Annotated in this window: 17 protein-coding genes and 3 pseudogenes; 13 read left to right on the top strand and 7 right to left on the bottom strand. The window is 53.7% G+C overall.

The window, feature by feature from the left end:
• Positions 1 to 341: 341 nt before the first annotated feature.
• The 3 genes and pseudogenes from GJ634_RS16860 to GJ634_RS03370 all read left to right on the top strand — a co-directional run.
• Positions 342 to 775 (top strand): annotated as a pseudogene (locus GJ634_RS16860) (zinc ribbon domain-containing protein); the annotation flags it as partial.
• 629 nt (positions 776 to 1404) lie between these two features.
• Positions 1405 to 1611, top strand: a pseudogene (locus GJ634_RS15860) (RNA-guided endonuclease TnpB family protein); the annotation flags it as partial.
• Positions 1612 to 1675: 64 nt separating this feature from the next.
• Positions 1676 to 2869 carry an orc1/cdc6 family replication initiation protein gene (locus GJ634_RS03370; RefSeq protein WP_331713973.1) on the top strand — a complete coding sequence of 398 codons (1194 nt, stop codon included), beginning with the start codon at positions 1676 to 1678 and terminating at the stop codon, positions 2867 to 2869.
• Between the two features lie 462 nt (positions 2870 to 3331).
• Here GJ634_RS03370 and rfbB read toward each other — a convergent pair whose 3' ends face one another.
• Complete coding sequence (gene rfbB, locus GJ634_RS03365) at positions 3332 to 4252, bottom strand: dTDP-glucose 4,6-dehydratase (RefSeq protein WP_157500510.1); 921 nt, start codon at positions 4250 to 4252, stop codon at positions 3332 to 3334.
• A gap of 53 nt (positions 4253 to 4305) precedes the next feature.
• Here rfbB and GJ634_RS03360 point away from each other — a divergent pair.
• A pseudogene (locus GJ634_RS03360) lies at positions 4306 to 5199 on the top strand (SDR family oxidoreductase).
• On the opposite strand, the gene GJ634_RS03355 reads toward GJ634_RS03360, so the two are convergent.
• Both GJ634_RS03355 and GJ634_RS03350 read right to left on the bottom strand, forming a co-directional pair.
• Positions 5196 to 5375, bottom strand: coding sequence for a hypothetical protein (locus tag GJ634_RS03355; RefSeq protein ID WP_157500509.1), 180 nt, complete (start codon positions 5373 to 5375; stop codon positions 5196 to 5198). The pseudogene GJ634_RS03360 and the gene GJ634_RS03355 overlap by 4 nt on opposite strands.
• 1 nt (position 5376) lies before the next feature.
• On the bottom strand, positions 5377 to 6450 hold the full coding sequence (locus GJ634_RS03350; protein WP_157500508.1) for a glucose-1-phosphate thymidylyltransferase: 1074 nt from the start codon (positions 6448 to 6450) through the stop codon (positions 5377 to 5379).
• A 243-nt stretch (positions 6451 to 6693) separates the two neighbouring features.
• On the opposite strand from GJ634_RS03350, the gene GJ634_RS03345 reads away from it, so the two are divergent.
• The 7 genes from GJ634_RS03345 (at position 6694) to GJ634_RS03315 (ending at position 14380) form a co-directional block, all read left to right on the top strand.
• On the top strand, positions 6694 to 7653 hold the full coding sequence (locus GJ634_RS03345; RefSeq protein ID WP_157500507.1) for a peptidoglycan bridge formation glycyltransferase FemA/FemB family protein: 960 nt from the start codon (positions 6694 to 6696) through the stop codon (positions 7651 to 7653).
• A gap of 121 nt (positions 7654 to 7774) precedes the next feature.
• A complete protein-coding gene (locus GJ634_RS03340; RefSeq protein ID WP_157500506.1) occupies positions 7775 to 8416 on the top strand; it encodes a class I SAM-dependent methyltransferase in 642 nt (213 codons plus the stop codon).
• Between the two features lie 142 nt (positions 8417 to 8558).
• Positions 8559 to 10067 (top strand): lipopolysaccharide biosynthesis protein, encoded by a 1509-nt coding sequence (locus GJ634_RS03335; protein ID WP_157500505.1) that lies wholly within the window; start codon positions 8559 to 8561, stop codon positions 10065 to 10067.
• Positions 10068 to 10142: 75 nt separating this feature from the next.
• Complete coding sequence (locus GJ634_RS03330) at positions 10143 to 11735, top strand: alkaline phosphatase family protein (protein ID WP_331713972.1); 1593 nt, start codon at positions 10143 to 10145, stop codon at positions 11733 to 11735.
• A gap of 387 nt (positions 11736 to 12122) precedes the next feature.
• Positions 12123 to 13253, top strand: a complete 1131-nt coding sequence (locus tag GJ634_RS03325; protein ID WP_157500503.1) for a DegT/DnrJ/EryC1/StrS aminotransferase family protein — start codon at positions 12123 to 12125, stop codon at positions 13251 to 13253.
• Entirely contained in the window at positions 13246 to 13908 is a 663-nt protein-coding gene (locus GJ634_RS03320; RefSeq protein ID WP_157500502.1) for a glycosyltransferase, read from the top strand. Before GJ634_RS03325 ends, GJ634_RS03320 begins: the two co-directional genes overlap by 8 nt.
• Entirely contained in the window at positions 13835 to 14380 is a 546-nt protein-coding gene (locus GJ634_RS03315; protein WP_157500501.1) for a glycosyltransferase family 4 protein, read from the top strand. Before GJ634_RS03320 ends, GJ634_RS03315 begins: the two co-directional genes overlap by 74 nt.
• Positions 14381 to 14561: 181 nt before the next feature.
• Here GJ634_RS03315 and GJ634_RS03310 read toward each other — a convergent pair whose 3' ends face one another.
• From GJ634_RS03310 to GJ634_RS03300, 3 genes are all read right to left on the bottom strand, one after another.
• Entirely contained in the window at positions 14562 to 15137 is a 576-nt protein-coding gene (locus GJ634_RS03310; RefSeq protein WP_197425375.1) for a glycosyltransferase, read from the bottom strand.
• Positions 15097 to 15687: a glycosyltransferase gene (locus GJ634_RS03305; RefSeq protein ID WP_157500499.1), complete on the bottom strand. Its 591-nt coding sequence runs from the start codon at positions 15685 to 15687 to the stop codon at positions 15097 to 15099. Before GJ634_RS03305 ends, GJ634_RS03310 begins: the two co-directional genes overlap by 41 nt.
• A 179-nt stretch (positions 15688 to 15866) precedes the next feature.
• Positions 15867 to 16769, bottom strand: coding sequence for a glycosyltransferase family 2 protein (locus GJ634_RS03300; RefSeq protein ID WP_157500498.1), 903 nt, complete (start codon positions 16767 to 16769; stop codon positions 15867 to 15869).
• Positions 16770 to 16990: 221 nt separating this feature from the next.
• Between GJ634_RS03300 and GJ634_RS03295 the strand changes: the two genes are divergently transcribed.
• Positions 16991 to 18268: a hypothetical protein gene (locus GJ634_RS03295; protein WP_157500497.1), complete on the top strand. Its 1278-nt coding sequence runs from the start codon at positions 16991 to 16993 to the stop codon at positions 18266 to 18268.
• 39 nt (positions 18269 to 18307) lie between these two features.
• Positions 18308 to 19633 (top strand): sulfatase, encoded by a 1326-nt coding sequence (locus tag GJ634_RS03290; protein ID WP_157500496.1) that lies wholly within the window; start codon positions 18308 to 18310, stop codon positions 19631 to 19633.
• Positions 19634 to 19646: 13 nt separating this feature from the next.
• Here GJ634_RS03290 and GJ634_RS03285 read toward each other — a convergent pair whose 3' ends face one another.
• Complete coding sequence (locus tag GJ634_RS03285) at positions 19647 to 20588, bottom strand: polysaccharide deacetylase family protein (protein WP_157500495.1); 942 nt, start codon at positions 20586 to 20588, stop codon at positions 19647 to 19649.

Here is a 20588-nt window from a genome sequence, read left to right as displayed (position 1 = left end):
CGGCACCACGGAGGATACTGGTGGCGAATCCGGTAGCGGCATCCCCGGCTTCCGGCATGGGGCATCGCGCTCATCGCCGTGCTCGGCGCCGCCCTGCTGGCACTCCGCCAGAAACTAACGAATCACGACCTGACGCCCGTAACGCGGTCACCGCAGTCCCGTCACCCTACCCGTTTTCTTTCGAAACCTAGAATTCACCAGCCACAGCACCATCCTTACAGTACCGTTTGATGGTTGTCAACCTCAGATTTCGGAGAGGAATCTGGTACTAGCGTCATTAACTTAACGCCGATTGACTAGTCGATAATCGTAGTCGATACGATTTCGCTGTTGATTTTGCGACAGTAGGGAGCGGACTTATTGAGGAGGCTGTCGAGAACAACTGTTCACCCCTCGTGTTCGGGGGCTTGACCCACATTTAAGAGAGCTTCCCTGAAGCATGTGGCAATATGTCGGGGGGTTCCGACGCCTCTACGAGTACGTGGAATACAAGGCCAAGGAACACAGTGTCGAAGGCGTGCAGGTTGATTCTTGAAATACGTCGAAGAGTTGCTTGACGTGTAGGTTTAATCACGACAACTATTGGTCAAGCGAATCGTTCGAGTGTCATCAGGGCGAGTATGAGATATGCGGATTATACGGTTGCGAAGAATACTGGTTTGCAGCGCCTCTGCCGTCGGCAAAACACAGACGGTGGCGGCGAACCCGTATTATGCGCTTGAATCGCTGGACTCTGAACGTGAGTGGGGAGTATGTCGCCCACTACCTCGGCTGAGACAGAGACCGGAAATTTACGGGCACGCCCCAGGCTTGCCTCCGAGCAATTTACCATCCCCACGTTCTCTTCGCGCTCGCGAGTGAGGGAGTTCTTCCAGCGGGCTGTGTCGACGCCGTGCTGACGTGCTTTTTGGGATGAACACACTAGAACAGAGTATACGTTGAGCGGTTCCGAAGCGAAAAAACCTCTAGCCATTCTCGGTGTACGTACACGCAGGTAATCAACGCCGCTCTACGCTTGTCAATCAAGTACATCCCAGTTGAGCCCAATCGCACGGGCTCGTCTGAAAGGAGCGCTCACCAGCTGGCGCTGATGTCGGGGTCTCTCACATATGCCGGCGATTTCACTGGCGGGGAATCGGAGTCCACCGACACGCCCAAGGGTTCAGACGTGGATCGCTGACACCCCTCTCAGAGATTGTTTTGGAATAGCTTAGCCGCGTTGCTTGAGTTTCGTGAAGTCGCCTTGCAGCCAATCGACTCGCGTGCTGAGCCGGTCGCGGTCATGCTGGAGGTCCTGCAGAAATCAGTCGGAATCGTCACTCAACGCGACGTACGAGAAGTCGATCGGCTCGAACTCGAATTCAGCTCGATACGTTTCCCCAATCGCGTAGTAGGCGTGGACGCGACGACTGCCACGTAACAGAGTTCCAAGCAGACATCAACGCGGCGGCGAATATCGCCCGTCGCGCTAACCCGTGGGGAGAGAGCGTCCGTTGGGAACCCGGACGCGATGACTCGCCACAGGACGGGAGCGCCTGTGACAGCGCCACAATCCACCGCGAGACGAGCGAGAAATCCTCGCAGATGACGCTCGCGGCCTACTCGGACTGAAACCTGCCACCCCGGATTCCCTTCGTAGGGGAAGCCCCGCCGTTCACGGCGGGGAGGATGTCACATCTTTCGCGACGAGGATATGCTTCGGGACGACTACCAGCCGAATTCGATTATGGCTCGGGAGTCAGAGTTGAGCGCGTACCAGACTGCACTCCAGCCGGTTATCAACGGCGCCCAACCGCGGAACATCTTCCTCTACGGGAAGACGGGCGTTGGGAAAACAGCGGTCTCCCGATACATCCTCGAGCAACTGCAACACGACTCCGACCAGTACGACGACGTCTCCCTTTCAGTATTCTGGCTCAACTGCACGAACCTCTCCTCGTCGTACCAAGTGGCCGTTAACCTCGTCAATACGCTGCGACCGGACGACAACCAGATTAGTACGACTGGTTACCCACAGCAACGCGTCTTCGACCTCCTGTACAGCGAACTCGACGCAATTGGCGGGACGGTCCTGATTGTACTCGATGAGATTGACCATATCGGCAACGACGACGAGATTCTCTACGAAATTCCGCGAGCACGCTCGAACGGCCACCTCACTGAAACGAAGCCCGGCGTCATCGGTATTAGCAACGACTTCGGCTTCCGTGATGACCTCTCCCCGAAAGTGAAAGACACGCTCTGTGAGGAAGAAATCCATTTCTCACCGTATAACGCGCCCGATCTGGAGGCAATTCTCGAACGTCGTGCGGAAGGCGCCCTCTACGAGGACGCGACTGAATCAGGCGTGCTCTCGCTGTGTGCCGCGGTCGCTGCGCAAGACTCTGGGAGTGCAAGGCAAGCGCTTGATCTCCTCTATCAGGCCGGCGAGCTCGCACGCGCGGCAGACCGTGAACGGATCAACGAAGACGACGTTCACGCGGCCCGGAACAAACTCGAACGAAGCCAGGTCGAACACGGCATGCGCGAACTCACCCGTCACGGACATCTTTCGTTGGTCGCCGTCCTCCACCTCGCGTTGGAGTCGAACGGGCCGTTCCGCGTTCGCGATATCTACCCACGCTATCGGACAATCGCCGAACAGTCAGACATCGACCCACTGGTTCGCCGACGGATGCACGACCACCTCGCGGATCTCGCAATACTCGGGATCCTCGACCGCCACTCCCGAAACGAGGGGCGCTCCGGTGGCCAGTACTACGAGTACGAATTCTCCGTCGAGCTTGACCTTGTCGCTAATGTGGTCAGTGACTTTGAGGGGCTCACGTTACCGCGTCGGGTTGTCGAATTAACCCAATCAGTTGAGTGAACACTTTGCGGGATACGTACCGTCGCTTTCGGCTACTCAGCTCTAATTGAGAACACTCGACACGGTGGAGTGTGGGAGGAAGACGCTGGATGTTTCTCAGTGAACACTCGACACCGTGGAGTACTGATTCAGCAGATTGGAACCAGTGCTCTGAACATTCGACGGAGTGGGGTGGCTCACTGCCTGGAACACTCGACGCGGTGGGGTGTGGGGGTAATTCTCGTTCAAAACCCTCCGTCGTGGTGGTGTTTGACTGCCGGTCTGTAGCAAGTGTAGACACACCACTATTGCAAGTGAAGCTGACGGACTCTTGGTAACCACCCAGTATTCGTGAGAATTTCCTCGGATGCACCGCTGTGTGCTTTCAGTCACAAATACACCGTCCCGACCGTTCACTGTCCTACGAATAGATTAGCCGACGTAATAATCATCTGTTTACGAGTATCTGATCACCGCCAAGTCCTATCGATAGTACTCCGCAGTTCGTTCTAACCCTTCCTCGAAGGAGATTCGTGGTTTCCAGCCAAGTATCTCCATCTTGCTGGTGTCGAGTGCGTACCGCTGGTCGTGTCCTGCACGGTCGTCGACAAACTCGATGAGGTTGTCGGACGCCCCCACCACGTCGAGGATTTTCCGAGTAACCTCGATGTTCTCCAGTTCGATTCCACTCCCAATATTGTACACTTCTCCGACTGTACCGTCACGCAGAACTGTGTCTATCGCTCGACAGTTGTCCGTGACGTAAATCCATTCCCGAACGTTCGAGCCATCCCCGTACACGGGGAGTGACTTACCCTCGTTCGCTTTCTTGAGGAATTTCGGAATGAGCTTCTCCGGATGCTGACGTGGCCCGAAGTTGTTCGACGACCGCGTAATCACAACTGGGACGTCGTGAGTCGTGTAGTAACTCCTTGCGAGGAGATCTGCACCGGCTTTGGTCGCCGCATACGGGTTTCTCGGATTGAGCGCGTCGTCCTCGCTGAACTCGCCGTCCTCAATTTCTCCGTATACCTCGTCTGTCGACACCTGAACGAATCGCTCAATATCGCTGTTACTCGCTGCGTCAAGAAGCGTCTGCGTTCCCTGTACGTTCGTGGAGACGAACGGTTCCGCGCCCTCAATTGAGCGATCGACGTGCGACTCGGCGGCGAAGTTCACAACTGCATCGACATCAGCGACCAGTTGGTCGACGAGCTCGCGGTTCCGGATGTCGCCCTCGACGAACTCGTGTCGCGGATGGTCGAGAACCCCTTCCAAGTTCTCTTTTGAGCCGGCATAGGTGAGCGCGTCGAGCGTAACAACAGAATCCTCCGTATCTTCGACAAGATGGTGAACGAAGTTCGAGCCGATGAAGCCGGCACCGCCAGTGACGAGAACGCGCATTATCGAAGTCGTGGTGACAACGATTATTTATCCTTTCTTCTCCTGCCACAGGCATGGACGTTTTCGTCGTCGGTGCTGGCGGGCTCCTCGGGGGTAATGTGGTCACGACGGCGGTCAATCGAGCTCTATCCGTAGCTGGCTCGTATCACTCAGGCCGGCCGGACTTCGAAATCCCGCTTCGCGAACTCGACGTTCGGGCGTCCAAGGACTTTGAGGAGCTAGTGGCTAAGTTCAGTCCCTCGGTCGTCGTCAACTGTGCCGCGATGACTGACGTCAACGAGTGTGAGAAGCGGCCCGAGCGTGCTCACGAGATTAACGCGGACGCACCAGAGGCGATGGCCTGTTAGTGTTCTGAACGAGGAATTGATTTCGTCCACGTATCGACGGATTACGTCTTCGACGGCGAAACGGACGAGCGATACGACGAGGAGAGCGAGCGAAACCCGCTGCAGGCGTATGGCCGGTCGAAGTTGGTCGGCGACCGGAACGTCCGTTCGGCTCACGACTCGCCACTCATCGTGCGGCCGTCGTTCGTATACGGTGTCAATCGAGCGCCCGAGACAGCGGACCTAGAAGGATTTCCAGCGTGGGTTCGGTCGCGTCTAAGGTCCGGTCAGGCTGTCCCTCTGTTTACGGACCAGTACGTGACGCCGAGTCGTGTAGGTTCGACTGCGGAGACGCTACTGGATTTAATCGACGATAGTGCGTCCGGAACGTATCACGTCGCCGCTCGGTCCTGTGTGACACCGTACGAGTTTGGTCGCATAATCGCATCCACGATGGGCGTCGAGACTGACGCACTCGACAAAGGTTCACAAAGCGACGTTGACCGATCAGCAGCGCGTCCCTCAAATACGTGTCTCGACGTCGAGAACGTCGAAACGCGGCTTGGTTGTTCCCAGCCGACGCTGCAACAAGATGTCGATTCGATTGCGTCGTACTTCTAAATCTGGTACTGGTCGCGGTTGTCGAGGAAGAACTCTTGTTCTTCCTCGGTGAGGTCGTCAAAACGGAGAACCTCTTGGCAGCCCTCGCGTGGGCACTTCATCACGCGGTTGTCTTCGAGTTCGTTCGCTGCGACGACGGTTCCGCACTCCGGACACGAGTGAGTGATGATGCGCATCTTAGAGGTGTAGTTGGGAGTTCTCGCCGACGACCATGCGACGACCTTCCGGGAGCATCCCTTCGGCGCTCTCGACCTGTGCTGCACGGCCGATGAGGCTGTCGATGATACGTCCGTTCGTAGTCACTTCTGACTCGCCGACAATAACCGTATTCTCGATGTGGGGGCCGGCGATTCGGGTATTCTCACCGATGGACGTGTAGGGACCGACGTAACTGCCATCCTCTATCGTCACGTCGTCCGCGATAGAGACTGGGCCACGCACGACCGCACCGCTCTCTATAGTCGCTGATTTCGCCAGCTGGACCTTCCCTCGAATCTCAGCGCCGTCCTCAACTGTCCCTCGGAGGGAGCGTTCGGCGTCCTCGAGGACGAGCCGATTCGCTTCGAGGATGTCCTCGGGTTTTCCGGTGTCCTTCCACCAGCCCGTCACGACGTGGGAGTCGATTTCGTAACCGTTCTCAAGGAGACTCTGGATAGCGTCCGTAATCTCAAGCTCGCCGCGCCACGACGGCTCGAGGTCCTCGATGACGTCGAAGACCGCCGGCGAGAACACGTACATCCCGATCAGCGCCAGATTACTCGGAGGATCGTCGGGTTTCTCGACGAGCCGTTTCACCGTGCCCTGGTCGTCGACATCAGCAACTCCGAAGGCTTCCGGGTTCGACACCTCCTGAAGGGCGATTCCTGCCCCATACTCGTCCGATTGGAAGCTCTCGATGAGGTCCGAGACACCGTGACGGAGCATGTTATCTCCGAGATACACTACAAAATCACTATCGTCGACGAACTCACGAGCGCAGCCAACAGCGTGAGCCAACCCCAGCGGGTTCCCCTGTACGATATACGTGATGTCAACCCCGTATTTCGAGCCATCACCCAGAAGCTCTTGAATCTCCTCGCGGCCCTTGTGCCCCAGAACTACGCCAATCTCGGTGACACCTGCGGCTTTCAGATCCTCAATCGCGTACTCAATTACGGGCTTATTCGCGACCGGCACCAACTGTTTCGGACCTGTATGCGTAATTGGTCGCAGCCGTGACCCGGTTCCTCCGGAAAGCAGCACTCCCCTCATTACTAGATACTAGCCACAGATACGGGATACAACTATCTTTCTACTCAAGAGGCGGTGTTCAGATAGGGAGGGGCGACACAGGACTCTTGAGTGGCGTCATTCAGAAATCACTCTCCCCAGCGGTCATAACAGAACCATGGCCTGGACTAATGCATACAACAACGTTTCGTCGGCGAGTGGTGGATTTGTTGCCTAGAGCTTAGAATCTGAGGTTTTAACTCTGCCAAACTCCGCTACTGTAATATGGATGATGAGGATTGGAGAGCTTGGTGGAACATCGCTCAGTCAGATTCGACAGCCACGTTTTTTCACTCTCCCCTTTGGGCAAAGGTTGCGGAAGCCACTGGCTGTGATCCTGCCCCGCAGTTTCCTTCGACAGGACAACGCGACGCTGTCTTCCCTGCCGTGAGAGAGACGACCTCGGTATCAAAACTTGGCGCCACTCTAAATATCTCAATTCTACATTCGACATTTGCCGGGTGCTATGGAGGGATTATCGCAAAAGACAACGCAACTGATGCTGGTGAATTTTACCAAGAGGTCAAGGATATGGCCGATGTTGTGAATGTGGTTGGCAATCCTCTCAGGAGTGAATTTGATCTGGACTGGGACAGTTCCGAGGACTTCACACAAATACTGGACCTATCTGGCGGAATGGATGAAGTGGAAAATGGATTTACTAAGAGTCGTCAGAAGGGTATCGACGCTGCCCGTGATAAGGGAGTGACTGTTCGTGAAGCGAACTCAGAGAGCGATTGGAAGACCTATTTTGAGGCCTACCAAGATTCGCTTGAGCGATGGGATAACCCGACGAGCAACTACGATTGGCCGATTTTTGAACGTATCTATGATCTGGGACAAGAGTACCCCGACCATATTTCGTTGAAGTTAGCTTGTGTTGAGGGGAATATCGCATCTGGGGCGATTATTTTCTCGTGGAATCAACACGTTGATTATTGGCACGGGGCGTCGTTTTCGGAGTACTTCGACTACAACCCGAACGATCTGCTTCAGTATTCGATAATTGAGGACGCTATCGACGCCGGGTATCGGTGGTATGATTTTAATCCAAGTGGCGGTCATGAGGGCGTCATACAGTTCAAGAGTGAGTTTGGGCCAGAGCGGATGAAAATATACAGGAGGACGCATACCGATCCGAAAATTGAGTTCGCTAGTATGATAAAAGAAAAGTTAGGATTATGAGGGTGTCATTCGTCCGGAGTACGACGGCACGCAATATGCGTAATGGTAATGTCATTTTCACCGTGGGTATGATTGCGAAAGCTGTGGACATGGAGAAAGTGGCGCGAGGAAACCTATTATAATGTATATGGCTAACCCATCACTCAGCGCTAAGAACTACCATATTAACCGTCGTTTTCACCCACACATACACCAGTTTGCCGCAAGTGCGACTGGGGATGTGCTTGATGTGGGCTGTGGGGACAAGCCCCACCGAGGTCTCTTTGAGGACACTGAGTCCTACACTGGATTAGATGTCACCAATGTCGAAAAAGATATTGATGTTTGTGGATCCGCAACGAAACTCCCCTTTAAAGACCAGTCATTTGATGTATTTTTCTCAACCCAAGTATTGGAGCATGTACCCGACCCGACAGCGTTCTTTACTGAGATGGCTAGGGTTCTGAAAGACGGCGGGAGAGCGTTTGTTTCCACGAACCAAATGTATCCACTCCACGAGGAACCAAACGACTACTTCCGGTTCACGCGGTATGGGCTCAGCCATTTATCCCAAGAAGTTGGCCTAACGGTTGACAAGATTATTGAGGAGGGGACATTACCTATGCGAGTCTGCTGTGAGATTAATTACGTCCTCTCCGCTGTTCCTACAATCGGTGGCATACTGACAGCAGCGATGAACACAATTGCTGCGCCAATAGTCTCTCATGACCACCGTGAAGAATACATCGTGACTGGCGTGGTGCTCAACAAAACTGACTTCTAGTTAGAGAAGGCTGTCGAGAGGGTCATTATCTGAACAGTACCAATATCTGGCCCCTTAGAAGACGAGCGCTCCGACGATCACTGGGGGTACTCTCCTTGGATATGTGCATTTATTACTTCGCACTCGACATAGATAGGTATCCTTGTCATCACTCTTGGCGGTCCTAAGAAGACTCAGGGGGATCCTTTTTCCCGAGAGCGATGCCGTTACTGACCGGACTGTTGCAAGCGGGATTTGGTCGACGCTCATCAACGTCTTCGACCGCATTCTTCAGTTGGGAAAACTCGTCGTCTTGGGGCAATTACTCGCTCCTGGAGACTTCGGACTTATGGGAATTGCACTCCTGACAATAGCCGTCCTCGAGCAGTTTTCCCGCTTGGGATTCGACGAAGCTCTCATCCAGCGCAGGGAGGACAACGTCGATGAGTATTTGAATACTGCCTGGGTAATGAAAGTCTGCCGTGGAATTGTTCTTGGCCTCCTTGCGTTCGCTGCTGCTCCCTACGTCGCGTCGGCGTTTGGAGAACCCCGTGCCACGGATCTCATTCGTGTCCTTGCGTTAGTCCCACTCATTACAGGATTCCAGAACCCCGGTATCATATATTTCCGGAAAAATCTTCAGTTCCACAAACAGTTCATTTATAAGATCAGTGGGACAGTCGCCGAGGTTTCGATCGCGGTTGCTTTCGCCATCATTTTCAAGAACGTCTGGGCGCTCGTTTTCGGCCTTCTTGCAGGAAACGTTACAATCACAACTGCCTCGTATCTCATCCATGAGTATCGTCCGTCGATTGAGTTTAACCTTGAGTTCGCCAAGGAACTATTCAGCTACGGAAAATGGCTGACAATCCAGGGCAGCCTAATCTTTATTGTGAACCAGGGCGATGATGCCTTTATCGGCTGGTTCCTTACCGCAACAGCCCTCGGATATTACCAATTTGCATATAGATTCTCGAACGCACCTGCGACCGAGGTTTCACATGTTATCTCGTCTGTCGCCTTCCCAGCCTATTCGGAAATTCAGGACGATATCGACCAGCTCCGCGAGGGATTCTATAGGACGTTAAACTTGACTATGTTTTTCTCTTTTCCAATGGCAACTGGTATCGCAGTAATTGCACCGACGTTCGTCCTTGCATTCCTTGGCGAGAAGTGGCTGCCAATCGTCCCCGCAATGCAACTCCTCGCCGCTTGGGGACTTCTCCGATCAATTGGGGCCACCGTTGGCCCACTATTCAATGCCGTTGGCCGCCCAGACTACAACACGAAATTCCAGATTTTCAAAGTAATCTTCATGGCAATCTTCATTCTGCCCGCTACCGAAGCGTACGGCATCGTCGGGACAGCAGCAGTCGTCGTCGGCCACACCCTTATCACGAATCCCGTTGCCGACTACCTCGCAATCAACATCGTTGACGGGAGCTATCGGCGCTTTCTCGCTAGTCTCGCTTATCCTGCAGTCGGCAGCCTGCTGATGGGCGGCGCAGTCTTCGCTGTGGACGCCACGTACTCTACCCCCTGGAACCTCCTTGACTTCTTCCTTCTAGTCGGACTCGGCGTCCTCACATATGCCGTCGTAATGGTTGCAATCGCTCTTCTGACCGGCTACGAAATCCGAGACACAGTCTCCATATTGAAATCAACAGTATAACCTGTTAAGTCGAATTGACACCGTGAATATTTATACCTGCTCGGTACGTCCGTCAACGTAATGGAGTGATTATCCATCACGACTATCATTCTCGGCCTTGACGGCGCTACCTTCGACCTCTTCGAGGATTGGCTTCCCGACCTCCCCACTATTAACGCACTCATCGACGAAGGGACTAGCAGCACGCTCTGGAGCTGTGACCCCCCTGTCACGAGTCCGGCTTGGCGATGCTATGCGACCGGGAAAGACCCCGCCAGTCTAGGTGTCTACTGGTGGAGGCAACTAGACCGAAAGACAAACACGTACGTTGGTGCAACTGATATTCCTCTCACGAGTAAGTGCTACTGGGAGTATCTCTCTGAGGAAGGCGACAGTGTCGCGATTATCGGTGTCCCACTCAACACCCCACCGCGAGAGGTGAACGGCCACCTGGTCGCTGGCGGCCCCTATGCCGACCCTGACGACTACACGTACCCGGCTTCGCTTCAGGATACACTTGAATCAAAGTTCGACTATCAACTCCACCCGAAGGTCGACCCCCCATCTGTCGACGATCCAACAACCACTGGGATTGTAGACGACTTAGAGGGGATGATCCACCAGCGGTTCGATGTTGCCACCTGGCTCAAGGAGACGGAATCCCCCGATCTCCTCAATCTTACGCTCTTCTATATCAACCATCTCCAGCATAAAGCGTGGGATGACGACGCAGTCAAGCAACTCTGGATGACCGTCGACCAGCGGCTTTCCGAACTCATCGACGACGGAGACGATGTGATAATCCACTCCGACCACGGCCTCGCGAAAACGGAGCGCGTCTTCTACCTGAATGGTTGGCTTCGCCGGGAGGGCTATCTACAACTCCGTGATGATACCAAGGTAAACCACGCCGCTGCGTCCAAGGTCGCTGATAGGTATTCCGGACTAGACTGGACTGATGTGGTGACCACTGCCTGGGATACCGGTCGGTCCACTGCTCAAAGACTTGGAGTCGAGAATCTCCTTTCCAACTTGATTCCTAATCGGGTTCGAAGGTCGATACCTAACGGAGACTCGGGCGGACGAATCGTCGATGCGTCGTCATTCGAGCAGCGGATCGACTTCGAGGCGAGCGACGCAGTTGCCCTCCCACATGGTCTCATCTACGTTCTGACCGACGACGACGCGCGTCGAGACGAGCTTATGACTGCTCTCGCCGCAGTCAGCGATGGCCAGACGGGAACATCTGTCTTCACTTCGATTGAGCTCGCGGACGACGTGTACTCTGAGCCCATCCCCCAAGATGCGCCTGATCTCATCGCTCGGTGGACGTCGGGCTTCGAAATCAAGGACATTAATGCAGATGAAGAGTCGCGCGTCTTCGGCCCGCCACAGAAGTTCCGTGCCGACAATAGGCCAGACGGAACCCTCATAGCGGCTGGCCCACGAATTGCCGAGGATGCAGCGATTAATCCTCATCTGATCGATCTGGCTCCCACCCTTTTGCATTTCCATGGAGCGCCCATTCCAGACGATCTCGACGGAGTGGTCCTTGACGATCTCTATGCGCCAGAGAGTAAGCCGGCGATATCTACTCCCGAAACTATCCCAGGCGAGGAGATTCGTGGAGACCGGTCAACCTCTGAGAGCGTAGAGGACCGTCTTCAGGAACTCGGTTATCTCGAGTAGTCCGGTGGAGAATTCCCACCCAGCGATAATGCCGTTTTCAATAGCTGACGTTGCTTATCGGGGCGAACGTGAGGTTTGCGAAGTTTATAACTAGCGCCTGCGAAACGTATCCCTGTTCCGGGAGACATCTTCGGTAGTTGTAGTGCACCTCACGTTAGAGTCGAGTAAGTAGATTCCTGTCTTAGTTGCGTCTCAAACGGCGAATCCAGTACCTCGAAACTACATTCCAACTCACAAACAATTTACATCACAGGAGCGGTCCAAAAAGTAGCCTCAATAAGCCACCACTGTTGGGCAGTTTCTTGCTTTGCCAAGTTCTGATGGTTAAGTGCGGTTCGAAGGATGGGATTCGAAACAGTTATGAGTCCACTGTAGTGGATTTCTGGTATGGTTTCAGTCCCCCTATATAAGCCGGAGAATGTCATCGGGGACGAGGTTATCGATGGAATTCGGGACGTCCTCGCGTCCGGCTGGCTGACACTCGGGCCGAAAACGAGGTCGTTTGAGGACGAGTTCTCGACGGCGCACTCCAGTGAGCACGGAATTGCAGTGAACTCCTGTACGTCTGCCCTCTATACGTGCCTGCGGACTCTCGGTGTCGGTGATGGCGATACGGTTGTCGTGCCTGCGATGACGTTCTCGGCTACCGCGAACGTTGTTCGGCTGCTGGATGCCAACGTAGTTCTCTGTGATGTCACTGAGACGGGGAACATGGACCCAGAGAGTCTGGCGCGACAGCTTGAGCGGTACGACGTCGCAGCCGTGATCCCAGTTCACCTGTATGGGTTACCGGCTGACATGCCCGAAATCTGCCGGCTCGCCGATGAGCACGGAGCGGCCGTCATCGAAGACTGCGCCCATGCACCGGGCGCGTCGATCGCTGGTGAGCCGGTCGGGTCGTTTGGGGACGCAGGCTGCTACAGTTTCTACGCGACGAAGAATATGACGACGGGGGAAGGAGGCATGGTCGTCACGAATGACGACAGCCTTGCGGATCGAGTCCGAAAGCTTCGGAACCACCATCAGACGAAATCACCGGACGAGAAACAAGATAACTGGGGATACGACGTCGATGGGCTTGGCTTCAACTTTCGGATGAGCGAGATCCAAGCTGTGATGGGGCGGAGCCAGTTGGAGCGTCTTCCGGAAATGAATGATAATCGACGGGAGGTCGCTCAGCAGTACCTTGCTGCGCTTGAAGATATTCCCGGACTTGAGTGGGTGGGCGATTCAGATTCGTTTGCTGACCACGTTTTTCATCTCTTTGTCGTTCGTGTAACTGACGACTACCCTCTGACTCGCCAATCATTATACAACCACCTCTCGACGAACGACATCGTCACTGGCGTCCACTACCCGCCTATTTCCGAGCTTTCTTATTACGGGGACGTTTGCGGGAATCATGACACGGCTGATGACCTGTACGATGAAATTCTCTCACTACCGATGTTCCCGAGAATGACCGATACCGAGCAGGAAACCGTCATCGCAGCACTTCGTTCCGCAGCAAATGAGTAACTCCGTTGGCCACTTCGTCACCAGCTATCTCCCACTAACGGAGACGTTCATCTATCAATACCTCTCTCACCATAATCGATACGATCCGTTTGTTTGTGGTACATTTAGTGAAAACCTTGATCTCTTCGAGTTTGAGCCACGTGAGATTTTTATGGACCTTCCTCGGTGGAGTCCACGGTTCTGGACATACGGGATTCTCGCAAAACTCGATATCTATGAACTTTATGATACGTACTATCGCCGCATCATCGAACGCCACGACCCTGATATCATACACGCCCATTTCGGTCCGAATGGAGTACGCCTTTCCCAACACCGGAAGCCGGAACGCAAACTTGTTACTTCATTTTACGGCTATGATGCTTCACGTCTGGTAAAAGAAAATGATGAAATGCGCGCTAATTATCGGGATCTGTTTGAACAGGGAGACCTTTTTCTTGTTGAAGGGCCGTCTATGCAAGAAAAGCTCCTTGATCTAGGATGTCCGAAATCAAAAACCCTGATTCAGCGAATCGCGATTGACACGTCCCGAATCACCCCAGAATATCCTGACCCAGACTCACCACTCCGCGTACTAATGGTTGGACGTTTTGTCGAAAAAAAAGGGCCTCCCGGACGGCATCAAGGCGTTCGCCACCGCGTTTGCTGGTACTGATGCGGAACTCCGTATTGTCGGTGGCAATGTAGAGTATAGTCGCCAGCGATTGGAATCTATTGCAGATGAAGTTGGTGTTCGTGATCAAGTCACGTTCACCGGTTATCTTGACTACAACGACTATCTCGCCGAGGTCCACGACTGTAGTATTCTGCTCGCCCCTAGTAAGCGAGCTGCCTCCGGTGATTCCGAAGGAGGGGCCCCCACTGTCCTACTTGAAGCTCAGGCATCTGGCAAACCAGTTGTCACAACTACTCACGCAGACATACCTTATGTCGTTGCAGATGGTGAAACTGGCCTGCTCGCACAACCAGGAAACGTTTCTGAACTTGCCACAGCCCTCCAGACCTTCGCAAGTGACCCGGATATGATGGTGGAATTTGGACAAGCTGGTGTCGAACGAATTCAAAATAGACATGATATCACCAATCTTTCACCTGAACTCGAAAATAAGTATGATCAAATCCGATAGTACAACACTATATAGATGCCGTTTCCGATGGATATGACCAACATTCTCGACCTCGGGCAACCACGTGACTTCCGTTGGACACCATACTCTAATACGGATTGATGTCCACGACGATGCCCATATTCAGACCAAATCCTCTTTATCCCGCAAAGAACAATCGGCCCACGAGCTTTTGTAGTTTCTAGGATGAAAGATTAGAACGATTCACCAATACCGATTCATACTCCTTAATAATCTTCTCGACGTGGAAATCTTTTGCTCTGGAGATGAGTTTCTGATTGCTCGTATCTTTTCTAATGGTTTCCAGTATTGCTTCACTCATAGCGTCCGCATTTCCGACTTCAACTAATTTTCCAAATTTTCCGTCAACTAGAATCTCTCGTGGCCCACCACAGTCCGTTGCTACAATTTCAGTCCCACACGCCATCGCCTCAACAATAACATTACCAAATCCTTCCCATTTTGATGAGAGTGCGAATACGTCTGCTCTACGCATATACCGGAACGGGTTCTTAACGAAACCTGGCATTGATACTTTTGAAATAATATCATAATTCTCAATTTTATTCTCTAATCTTCTCCTATCCTCTCCTTCGCCTAATAGTATTAGACGAGCATCCCGCTGTTCAAGCAACTTGTTAAATGCCTTAACTAACATGTCTGGGTCTTTTTCGTCTGTCAACCGGCCAGCAGCTACGATTACTGGTACTGATTCATTAAAAAAATGGGTGTTCACATGGTTCTTTGCTTCTCGCAATAATTCCGTCGTCAATAACTGGATTATAAATTGTTGTAACCATATCTCTATTTAGCCCGATATTATTAATTAAATCCTCCTTCACGGTATTCGATATTGCAACCATATGGTCAACATTTGGATAATAATAGTCAACTAATCTCGACAATATCTGGTCATTTAACGTCTTTGGCCTCGCATAAAAATCATTTTTGGAAATGACGGTCGGAGCTCGAATTACTAACTTAGTATCTGATCGAGATAGAATATTGGCCCAAATTGCCGGAATTGTAACGCTGACTGGTGTTGCCAATAATGACTCTGGATTGTTCTTTGCCAGGTATTGCGTTAACTTAGGCACGCTTGTTAGCGCTCGATTTGCATTTAAATCAACTATTCCCACATCTTCAGGGATGCTATCAACAAATGGTCCTTCCTTCGTAACAGCCACAATATCTACTGTATACCCAAGATCATCTAGTCCTTTTGCAATCTGGACCACCATTTTATGTGCTCCACCTCCTGCTAGTGAGGATACAAATAGGCTAACATCCGGGTCTAATTCGGTCATTTAGTGAATCCTATTTCTCCAAACTTGGTTAAGTGGCGTGATTGTTGTTCGGCACTATCTGATGTCAAAAAAACGTGCCACAATAGTACTATGCTGGGCTGCGCATTCCATTACAAATACTCCAATCGTATAGTTATCCAAGTAAGAACAAATAACCGGTTGAAGTGGATGTAGAAACATCACCTTTTTAGAGGATATTTCTGCCGTAAACCTTGGGGGAGAGAGACAAGAAGCCGAATATATTGCCTCGGGTTTGACGCCTTTGATCCAGATAAGTGGCGAATACCCTCTAGGAACTCCCCGTCTTGAAAGTAGCATCGAGCTAAGTGAAACTGGTGATACCTTCGCACAGGATAGCCTTTTTCTTCAATCTGGGTAATTTCCTCTTCGAATTTATCCAATAAGATCTCCTTAGAATTTTTGATCTGCTCTGCAGTCGGATCAGGAGATTCATGAACAATAACGAGTTCCTCATCAAGATAGGCTAAATTACCTTCTTGGAGTAAGCGGAGTACAAAATCGATGTCCTCATGCCGTGGTAGCGTCTCATCAAAACCGCCTATCTCACGCGCAACATTAGTACGCACAACCAGACTAGAGCCGGCTGAAATATTACCCTGCATCGCGAGGATGTCCCGCATGAGTTCCTCTCGCCCTTCTTCACGCACCTCGTACGGGAACAGTTTAGTGATTACCTCCTTTAGTCGTGAGGTCCGTTGCGTCGTGCTGTCGCAATAGATTCCAATCCAGTCATTATCTCGTTGACTGATCTCATCCATCTGTCTGGCAAGCTTCTTGGGGAGCCATTCATCATCTGAATCGATGAATGCGACGTATTCACCGTTTGCAGCCTCAATACCAGTGTTTCTTGCTGCCGCCTGTCGTCTATTTGCTTCGTGCCGAAGATACCTAATTCGGTCATCCTCGTATTCCTCAACTATAGCTTGAGTCCTGTCCGTTGAAGCATCGTCAACCACAATATACTCAAAATTTTCAAATGATTGATTGAGAACACTATCAATAGCCCTAGGTAGTATATCCCCTCGGTTATATGTTGGAGTTATAATACTTACCTTGGTCATAGTATGAAGGAAATTACAATCCTCTACTTAAATTCGCTTCGACCCTTCTGGCGGACTATCACTGTCGTTGGACCGGAGATCCTGAGTTTGGATAGCAAATTTAACGTCGTCAGAATTCCCTACTATGATTATCACAATAGAGTTTCGTCGTCTCGACCCCGCATTCCTTGATTAACTAGAGTTATGCAAGAATATCTATAGACTTTCCTTATGGATTATAGATGATCCGTACCCAACACAACCGTCGTCTCCGCAGATTCTTACCGCTTGTCGCGCCAGTCACTCCTACGTTCCTCGCCCTATCACTCCTTCCAACAGAAGCAACAGTCCCACTAATCACCCTCCTCACTGCTGGACTCGGCGTCGCCGCCTACCGACTGCAGAACTACCTTCTGACGGTCCTTTCGGGCGCGTTCCTCTTCCGGCTCGCTTTCATCGTCCTCGACTCCGTCGTCGGGTTCCTCCCCACAGTCCCGATCTCGTCGGGTCACAATCAGCGAGCGATGGAACTTGCGACGGCGTGGTCCAACGGCCAGTTCGCCACACTCGGACTCGATTTCACAGCGATGCGAGTGCTGATGGCGCACCTGCTCGCTCCATTCTACGTCGTCATCGGCCAGTCCTCGGTCGCCGGTCGCGTCGGGATCGCGTTCTTCAGCCTATTCGTCGGCTACCTGACCTTCCGAATTGCCCGCCACGTTACAGACCGCCGAACGTCCGTCCTGGCTGCTGCGGCCGTTCTCTTCTGGCCGACCATCGTCTACCGGTCCGTGGTCATCCAGCGTGAGGTTATCCACACAGTCCTCCTCTTGGCGGTCCTCTGGGCAGCCGTCCAGTGGCTCGATTCCATCACGCTTCCGACAGCCACTGTTGTATTCCTTGCCACCGCTATGATGTTCTCCCTCCGCAGGGAGAACCTCCTGTTAATTGCCGCAATTGTCGGGTTTGTCAGTCTCGTGAAGACTCGCGACAAGCCGTACTATCTCGCTGGACTCTCTCTTCTCACCCTCCCGTTCTTGGCGTTTTTCGTACTCAACTTCGAGACGTTCACCGGTCACGGTACGACTCTCTCTCCGGCTGCGCTGGAGTCGTTCGCGTACGGACGCGCCCACGGAGACGCCGTGTATCTACTCGGGCTCCACTACGAAACCTGGCTGGACGTAATTCTCTATGCGCCGATGAAGGCCCTGTACTTCCTGTATACGCCCTTCCCGTGGCATATCCAGAGTATCACGGAGCTGTTCGTCGGAATGAGCGCTCTCGCGCTCTTCGTCGCCACGCTGTTCGTCCGGCGCGGCATCGTATTCCTCCAAGACCGGCCCTACTATCTTGGACTTCTCCTCTCGTACTTTTTGACCGGTGTCGTCACGTACTCGATTATCGAGATGAACTACGGTGCTGCCGTTCGTCGGCGAATCCAATTCATCCCGATTCTCCTCCTCTTGGCTGTCATCGGACTCTCAAATGTGGAACTCGACGTTCGCTGGAAACAGCGATGACACAAGTCATTTTACCGCAGTCGGACTAGACGAGCCCACATGACCAACGTCCTCTTTCTCGTCGTCGATTCGCTGCGGTACGACGCGGTTGCCGGCGACGAGTTCGACACGCCGGCCCTCGATGCGCTCGCCGAGGAGGGCGTCTCGTTTTCGCGGTGTTTCGCCCAGGGCATCAGCACCGCCCCTTCGATGACGGCGATGCTGACCGGCCGCTACCCGTTGGACTACGGCGGCCACTGGTACCTCGAAGAAGCCCAGCCGACGATGGCCGAACAGTTCCAGCGGAACGGCTACACTACGGGTGCGATCCACTCGAACCCGAACGTCTCCCGGCTCCGGAACTTCGACCGCGGGTTCGACACTTTCGAGGAGAACATCCTCCCCTACGACCCCGACGGACTCGTCGACAACGCTCCGGACTCCTTGCTCCGATACGCGAACAAGGCCGCTCGCATCCTTCGACGGACTCCGTACCTCCCGGCAGAGAAAGTGAACCGAAGTCTCGCGGAGTGGATTGGCTCGACCGACGAGCCCTGGTTCCTCTGGACGCAGTACATGGACGTCCACGGCCCGTACCTCCCGGGCGACGACTTCGGGTACCGGAACAAGTTCCGCGCCGAGCGCCTCTGGCGGAAAGCCGCCGTGAATGCTCCGGACGAGATTACACCTGACGAGCACGACGAACTCTGGACGAACTATCGCAAGGAAGTCGAGTACCTCGACCGGGAAATTGGGAACTTCCTCGACACGCTCGAGGAACGCGGCGAGCTCGAAGACACTGCTATCGTCGTCGTCGGCGACCACGGGGACGAGTTCGACGAGCACGGCCTGTACGGGCACAAGAATCTCCCGTACGACGAACTCACGCGAGTCCCGCTGTTGATCCGGTTCCCGGATTCAGCTCCCATCGACCAGCCGACGACTGTCGATTCGATGGTCCGCACCATCGACATCCTCCCGACGTTGCTCGATCTCGCCGACGCCGACTACTCGACTGAGATGGCCGGACGTCTCGAAGGCGAATCACTCCTCCCGGTCATTAACGGAGAGAGTCCGACTTACGACGCCGTCGTCACGGAGAAGGAAGTCCGGGGTGAGGACTACCTCCGGATTGGGTTCCGGACCGACCGCTGGAAGTATCTCTACGACGGCAAAACCGACGACCAGTATCTCTACGACCTCGCGGACGACCCGAAAGAAACGAACGACGTTGCAGACCAGCATCCGGAAACGGTTGAGCGATTCCGTGAACGCTTGAACGACCGATTCGAGATGATAAAAGAGACCTCTGAGGACGTCGAAGTTCCGGATATCGACGACGACGAAGCCGTAGAAGAACGTCTCAAGGCACTCGGGTACAAGTGAGGCGTCGCTATCGCTACTGACGGCCCGGCGATACACTCTTCAACGGTCGACACTCCAGTTCCCCCCTATCGACGAAGTCACGCACTCCCGCTAGCACGCGCTCTAACCGTTCCAGGTCCTGCTCGGGTTCGTGCCCCAGATTGAACGGGTGAAACCACAGGTGGAACACGCCACCCGTACGAGCCGCACGCCGAAGCCCCTTCTTCGCTCGCGCAACACTACTTTCTCCTGGCGTGTACTGCCAGCCGTCGTGCGAGGGGCGGAACACTTGCGACCCTGGAACCTCGACCACATCATCGCGTTCCACCGGATCGACTACTGGTGGTGTCCCCCGAATCGCTTCGTCGGCGAACCGTAGCGGCGGCTTCACGGCACTCGGCACAGACGCACGCTCGTACCAGCGCGCGTCGACGCCGCGATAAGCTTCGATTCCGTGCTCGCGGAGCACGTCCACGTAACCGACGTCGTTCCGCGGGAACACGAAGCTTTTCGGCTCAACGCCGTGCGAGCGCAGCGTCTTGACGGCAGTCCCAATCTCCTCTTCGGCGTGCTGTCGCAAACAGCCGTCGGCGCCCAGTTGCATGTGCGTCGACCCGTGCAGCCCGATTTCCTGCTCAGTCTCGCAGTCTTGAATCCGGTCAATCAACCACGGCGCGTACCACAGGTCCTCGTCCATCCCGCTCGCGCACGGCAGATCGCCGAACCAGTCGTCGATCCACTCGAAGTCCGGCGCTGTCCGGTCGCTGTGGTCGCCGTCACAGTCCTCCAGCAGGTGAGAGACGACCGCCCACGTCGCGGGAATCTCGTACTCGTCGAACAAGTCGCAGAGCCGGTCGATGACCTCCGGCGTGTTCCGGTACGCTTCCTCGTACCGCTCGGCGTTCCCCTTGTCGAACGTGCCCCACGCGAGTTCGGTGTCCAGCGAAATCGTGAACACGCCCGTGTCGTCGCTCAT

Origin of the sequence: Halobacterium sp. CBA1126 (assembly GCF_009741975.1) — an archaeon.
Taxonomy (GTDB): Archaea; Halobacteriota; Halobacteria; order Halobacteriales; family Halobacteriaceae; genus Halobacterium.
This window is presented reverse-complemented; position numbering and strand designations above follow the sequence as displayed.

Excerpts from the sequence above, each read along its gene's own strand:
- rfbB (WP_157500510.1), bottom strand. The coding sequence starts at position 4,252 with ATGCGCGTTCTCGTCACTGGCGGTGCCGGCTTCATCGGCTCGAACTTC.
- GJ634_RS03355 (WP_157500509.1), bottom strand. The coding sequence starts at position 5,375 with ATGCGCATCATCACTCACTCGTGTCCGGAGTGCGGAACCGTCGTCGCA.
- GJ634_RS03350 (WP_157500508.1), bottom strand. The coding sequence starts at position 6,450 with ATGAGGGGAGTGCTGCTTTCCGGAGGAACCGGGTCACGGCTGCGACCA.
- GJ634_RS03345 (WP_157500507.1), top strand. The coding sequence starts at position 6,694 with ATGGATGATGAGGATTGGAGAGCTTGGTGGAACATCGCTCAGTCAGAT.
- GJ634_RS03340 (WP_157500506.1), top strand. The coding sequence starts at position 7,775 with ATGTATATGGCTAACCCATCACTCAGCGCTAAGAACTACCATATTAAC.
- GJ634_RS03325 (WP_157500503.1), top strand. The coding sequence starts at position 12,123 with ATGGTTTCAGTCCCCCTATATAAGCCGGAGAATGTCATCGGGGACGAG.
- GJ634_RS03320 (WP_157500502.1), top strand. The coding sequence starts at position 13,246 with ATGAGTAACTCCGTTGGCCACTTCGTCACCAGCTATCTCCCACTAACG.
- GJ634_RS03305 (WP_157500499.1), bottom strand. The coding sequence starts at position 15,687 with ATGACCGAATTAGACCCGGATGTTAGCCTATTTGTATCCTCACTAGCA.
- GJ634_RS03300 (WP_157500498.1), bottom strand. The coding sequence starts at position 16,769 with ATGACCAAGGTAAGTATTATAACTCCAACATATAACCGAGGGGATATA.
- GJ634_RS03295 (WP_157500497.1), top strand. The coding sequence starts at position 16,991 with ATGATCCGTACCCAACACAACCGTCGTCTCCGCAGATTCTTACCGCTT.
- GJ634_RS03290 (WP_157500496.1), top strand. The coding sequence starts at position 18,308 with ATGACCAACGTCCTCTTTCTCGTCGTCGATTCGCTGCGGTACGACGCG.
- GJ634_RS03285 (WP_157500495.1), bottom strand. The coding sequence starts at position 20,588 with ATGAGCGACGACACGGGCGTGTTCACGATTTCGCTGGACACCGAACTC.